This window comes from Phycicoccus elongatus Lp2, assembly GCF_000367525.1.
In the GTDB taxonomy this organism is placed as follows: domain Bacteria; phylum Actinomycetota; class Actinomycetes; order Actinomycetales; family Dermatophilaceae; genus Phycicoccus_A; species Phycicoccus_A elongatus.
Genome location: NZ_HF570956.1, coordinates 2,254,508 through 2,259,842 on the forward strand (window position 1 = coordinate 2,254,508; position 5,335 = coordinate 2,259,842).

General features: G+C 69.6%; 4 protein-coding genes, 1 tRNA gene and 1 pseudogene. All 6 read left to right on the forward strand.

Annotated features, from left to right (window positions below):
• Window positions 1-92: 92 nt before the first annotated feature.
• Entirely contained in the window at window positions 93-881 is a 789-nt protein-coding gene (locus BN10_RS10910; protein WP_010851301.1) for a MerR family transcriptional regulator, read from the forward strand.
• 56 nt (window positions 882-937) lie between these two features.
• Window positions 938-1,051: pseudogene (locus tag BN10_RS17815) on the forward strand (NAD(P)-binding protein); the annotation flags it as partial.
• A gap of 242 nt (window positions 1,052-1,293) precedes the next feature.
• Complete coding sequence (gene tmk / locus BN10_RS10915) at window positions 1,294-1,917, forward strand: dTMP kinase (RefSeq protein WP_010851303.1); 624 nt, start codon at window positions 1,294-1,296, stop codon at window positions 1,915-1,917.
• The gene (locus BN10_RS10920; RefSeq protein ID WP_010851304.1) at window positions 1,914-3,095 is read left to right on the forward strand and encodes a DNA polymerase III subunit delta'; all 1,182 of its coding nucleotides are present in this window, start codon (window positions 1,914-1,916) and stop codon (window positions 3,093-3,095) included. Before tmk ends, BN10_RS10920 begins: the two co-directional genes overlap by 4 nt.
• 42 nt (window positions 3,096-3,137) lie before the next feature.
• Window positions 3,138-4,694, forward strand: coding sequence for an alpha/beta hydrolase (locus tag BN10_RS10925; RefSeq protein ID WP_010851305.1), 1,557 nt, complete (start codon window positions 3,138-3,140; stop codon window positions 4,692-4,694).
• Between the two features lie 59 nt (window positions 4,695-4,753).
• Window positions 4,754-4,827: transfer RNA gene (locus BN10_RS10930), tRNA-Thr, on the forward strand.
• Window positions 4,828-5,335 lie beyond the last annotated feature (508 nt).

Below are 5,335 nucleotides of genomic sequence, written 5' to 3' on the forward strand. Positions count from 1 at the left end.
GGCCGCGGCATACGAACTGGGTTGGGAAATGGGAGGGAGGCCAGCCAAAACGGGTTTGACCCTCACGCGACGTCAGACGCGACGGTGGTGACATGACCACGACGAGCCAGCACACTGCCCGCATGGAGGCGATGACCGTCGGTCAGGTGGCGGAGGAGTTCGGGATCACCGTCCGGACCCTGCACCACTATGACACCGTCGGTCTGCTCACCCCGAGCGAGCGCACCCACGCGGGCTACCGGCTCTACACCCGCGACGACATGGAGCGCCTGGCGCGCATCGTCACCTATCGGCGGCTCGGCTTCGCCCTCGAGGACATCGCCGACCTGCTCGACGGGGACGAGGACGCCACGGCCCACCTGCGTCGCCAACGGGACGCGGTCATGACCAGGATCGGCGAGCTCGACCGGCTCGTCGACGCCATTGATGCAGCACTGGAGAGAGAAATGACGCAGACACCCGCCACCAATGACGACCTCAAGGCGATCTTCGGCGACGGCTTCAACGAGGAGTACCAGACCGAGGCGCAAGAACGCTGGGGCGAGACCGACGCGTGGAAGCAGTCGGCCTCGCGCACCAAGGGCTACACCAAGGCCGACTGGGAGGAGGTCAAGGCCGAGGGCGACGCCGTCAACGCCGCCTTCGTCACCGCCAAGCAGGCCGGGTATGCCGCGGGGTCACCCGAGGCGATGGCCGCCGCAGAGCAGCACCGCCTCCACATCCACGAGCGGTTCTACGACGTGTCCTACGACTTCCATCGCGAGCTGGCCGACATGTATGTCGCCGACCCGAGGTTCACCACGACCTACGAGGACATCGAGCCCGGCCTGGCGCAGTACGTCCACGACGCGATCCACGCCAACGCCGCCCGCCACGACTGAGCGGATGCACTGGATACGAGGTGGCGCCCACGTCCGGACCAACGAGGTTCGGCACCGTGAGCGCGCCCCGCACCCTGGTCATCGGTGCCGGCCCGGCCGGCCTGGCGACGGCCCGTCGACTCGCTGAGCGGAGGCTGACGCACGACCACGTCGAGCGGCATTCGCGCGTCGGCGGTCTCTGGGACATCGACAATCCCTTCACCCCGATGGACGAGTCGGCGTCCATACCTGACCGACTTCGCGCGCACCCACGGGCTGCGCGAACGGATCGAGTTCGACACCGCCGTCGAGTCCGTGACGCCGGCCGCGGACGAGGGTTGGCGGGTGCGTCTGGGCAGCGACGAGGAGAGCACCTACGACGCCGTCATCGCGGCCGAGTTGGGCGTCAGCGGTCGCGACTAGGCTCGCGCTCATGACCGGTGTGGGGATCTTCATCGCCTTCGAGGGCGGCGACGGCGCCGGCAAGTCCACCCAGGTGGCGCTGCTCGCCGATGCCTTCGAGCACGTCGGCCGCGAGGTCGTGCGCACCCGTCAGCCCGGCGGCACCGATTTGGGTGCCCAGATCCGCGAGCTCTTGCTCCACGGTGACCACGTGTCGCCGCGGGCCGAGGCGCTGCTCTTCGCCGCCGACAAGGCGCATCATGCCGACCTGCTGATCCGGCCCGCGCTGACCGCCGGCCAGGTCGTCATCTGTGACCGCTATGTCGACTCCTCGGTCGCCTACCAGGGAGCGGGCCGCGACCTGGGCGCCGACGAGGTGCACCAGATCCAGTCCTGGGCCGTCGACGGTCTCATGCCGGACCTGACCGTCGTCGTCGACATCCCGGCCGAGGAGGGCCGCCGGCGCCGGGGCGCCGTGCACGACCGCCTGGAGGCCGAGGCCGACGACTATCACGAGGCGGTCCGCCAGCACTTCCTCGCGATGGCGGCCGGCCACCCCGAGCGGTATCTCGTCGTCGACGGCACCTGGCCACCGGAGGAGATCCACCGCGAGATCCATCGCGCGTGCACAGTCCGCGGTTGGCTCCCGGCATGAGTGACGCCGCAGCGGCCCCCACCGCGGTCCGCCCGATCTGGGCCGACCTCGTGGGCCAGGAGCCGACCGTCACCACCTTGTCCCAGGCCGTTGCCGATCCGGCCGCCATGACCCACGCATGGCTCTTCACCGGGCCGCCGGGTTCGGGCCGCTCGACGGCGGCGCGTGCCTTCGCGGCAGCGCTGCTCTGCCCGGAGCAGGGCTGTGGTCAGTGCCGCGAGTGCCGCACCGCCCTCGAGGGCACCCACGCCGATGTCGAGGTCGTGGCCACCGAGGGACTGTCGATCAAGGTCGACGACGTGCGTGACCTCGTCCAGCTCGCGGCGATGCGCCCGAGCGTCGGCCGTTGGCGCATCATCATCATCGAGGACGCCGACCGGCTCAGCGCCTACTCCGAGGCCCCGGCCAACGCCCTCCTCAAGGCCCTCGAGGAGCCCGTGCCGCGCACCGTCTGGATGTTGTGCGCTCCCTCGGTCGAGGACGTCATGATCACGATCCGCTCCCGCTCGCGTCACGTCCGGCTGCGCACGCCCTCCGTCGAGGCGGTCGCCGGCCTGCTCGAGCGGCGTGACGGCGTGGAGCCGGCCATGGCCAGGTATGCCGCGCGCGCCGCCCAGTCGCACATCGGGATGGCTCGCCGCCTGGCGCGCGACGAGGACGCCCGGATCCGGCGTCATGACACGATCACGCGCGCCGCCCGGATCCGCGACGTCGGGGATGCGATCGACGCGGCGGCGGACTGGCACAAGATCGCGACCGAGGAGTCGGGTGCCAGCGCCGCCGAACGCAATGCGTCCGAGTTGCGCCGGCTGCTCGAGACCCTGGGGGCGGACCCGGCAGCGCGCACCCAACCACCGCACGTCCGCTCGCAGATCAACCAGTTGGAGAAGGAGCAGAAGTCGCGGGCGACGCGCCTGGCCCGGGACATGATCGACCGCGCCCTCGTCGACCTCTTCTCGGTCTATCGCGATGCGCTCGTCCTGCGCTCGAGAGGCCGCTCTCCGCTCATCAACGAGGACTCGCGCGCTGTCGTCGAACAGGTCGCCCAGTCACTCTCCGATGAGCGGTTGCTGCTCGCCATGGAGTCGATCGGCACTGCGCGCGAGCGGATTGCCCACAACGCCGCGCCCCTGCTGGCGCTCGAGGCGATGGCCCTGGACCTGCGGCTGCCTCGCTGAGTCGAGCCCCCGGCATACGAGTGGGCGACCTAGGCTGACCGCATGCGTCGCTTCTCTCTGCTCGCGGTGGCCGCCCTCCTGTCGGCCACCGCACTGGCCGGCTGCTCGGTCATCAATGACCTGCGCGGCGCCATCTCGCCGACGGAGCGGCCGGACGTGCCGGCTGAGGCGCCGCCCGCGGCGATGCCGGGCACCGAGCGCTTCTACGCCCAGCAGCTCACGTGGGCCAAGTGCTCCGGTGGGCTGTGTGCGCAACTCGAGGTGCCGATCGACTATGCCGAGCCCGACGGCGCGACGATCGAACTCGCCGTTCTCATGGTGCCGGCGACCTCGGGCTCGCGGCTGGGTGCTCTCGTTGTCAATCCCGGAGGGCCCGGCGGGTCGGGCGTGGACTACGCGAGGGCTGCGGCCTTTGGCGCCGTGGTCACCGCCCCCGTGCATCGCAAGTACGACGTCGTCGGCTTCGACCCGCGTGGCGTCGGGCGATCGGCGCCCATCGAGTGTCTCGACGGGGCGCAACTGGACGCCTTCATGGCGCAGGACCCCACCCCCGACACCGATGCCGAGCGGGCAGCAGCCGTGGCCACGGCCGCTGGCTTCGGAGAGGCGTGCGCCGCGAAGGACAATCCCCTCCTGCTGCATGTGTCGACGGCCGAGGCGGCCAAGGACATGGACATCCTTCGCTCCCGTTTGGGCGACGCCAAGCTCACCTACCTGGGCAAGTCCTATGGCACCTACCTGGGCGCGGTGTATGCCGGGTTGTTCCCCGAGCACGTCGGACGCCTGGTGCTCGACGGCGCCATCGACCCGACCCTGACCAGCGAGCGGCTCAACCTCGGGCAGGCGGTCGGCTTCGAGCGTGCCACCCTGGCGTGGGCAGAGGCGTGCGCGGCTGAGCAGGGATGCCCCTTTCCCGGGGACGCCACGGCGGTGATGTCAGGGCTGGGTGACCTCTTGCGCGAGCTGGACAGCAAGCCACTGACGGTGACGGGGGACCGGTCGGTGCCCGCGGTCACCGAGGGATGGGCCTCCTACGGCGTGGCGGCCGCGATGTACGACCAGGGCATGTGGGACCAGCTCAGCCAAGCCCTCACGCAGGCCACCCGGGGCGACGGCTCGGGACTCATGGACCTCGCGGATCGCTACGCCGATCGCAATCCGGGTGGCACCTACTCGACCAATCTCATGCAGGCGCTCTGGGCCGTGAACTGCCTGGACAAGCCCGAGCCCGCCGGCGCCGAGGAACGGGTGGCCCAACAGCAGCGGCTCACCGCTCAAGCGCCCCTGTGGGGGCCGTTCATGGCGTGGGGTTCCCTCGTCTGCGCGACCTGGCCGCAGCCCGACGGCACGCCGCCGCCGGACCCGGCCCCCATCACGGCTGCTGGCTCCGGACCGATCGTGGTCATCGGGACGACCCGTGACCCCGCGACGCCCTACGAGTGGGCGGTGGGCCTGGCCGATCAGCTCGAGAAGGGGACGTTGATCACCTACGACGGGGACGGCCACACGGCATACACCCGCTCGAACCAGTGTGTCGACGATGCCGTCGACAACTGGTTCATCGACGGGGTCGTGCCCGCAGCCGACCTGCGCTGCTGACCCGATTTGATCGGCACGCCCGTGCCGCACGTATACTCGTGCGGCGCCCACGAGCGCACGCCTCCTTAGCTCAGTCGGCCAGAGCGATTCACTCGTAATGAATAGGTCGTCGGTTCGATTCCGACAGGAGGCTCAGCGGTCCCGGGCCGCGACATCGTCCAGGTGTCGCGGTCCGGGACCTTTTCGTTGCCCGGTGGACGGCAGCTGGTCACACCAGTCACACGACTCACGGCCATTTCGTGACCAAACCGTGACTCTGTGTTCTGACATCGGTGTGATTCGGGGCGCATCTGGATAAACACATTGGTGTCATTTCGAAAAGACAATCGTGTGATTTCTGAAATGCCATGTGTCTGTTGGCGTTCTCTGTGACACAAGTGAATTGAGGTGAATTCCCGCCATATTCTCGTCCGGCCGACCTTGAATCGACCCCTGCGACCAAAGGCCTGACGTGTTGGATTCCGCCGTGCGAGTGCGCCCGCTGCGCCCTCGGCGACCCCGCGTGCCTCGCGGTGCGGTCGGTGCCCTCACGATCGGCCTCGCCATCGGCCTCACGGTCGCCCCTGCCGGCGCTGATCCGGTCTTCCCCTCTCAGGGCCAGGTCGACGCGGCCAAGTCCGCGGCGGCCTCCGCCGCCGACT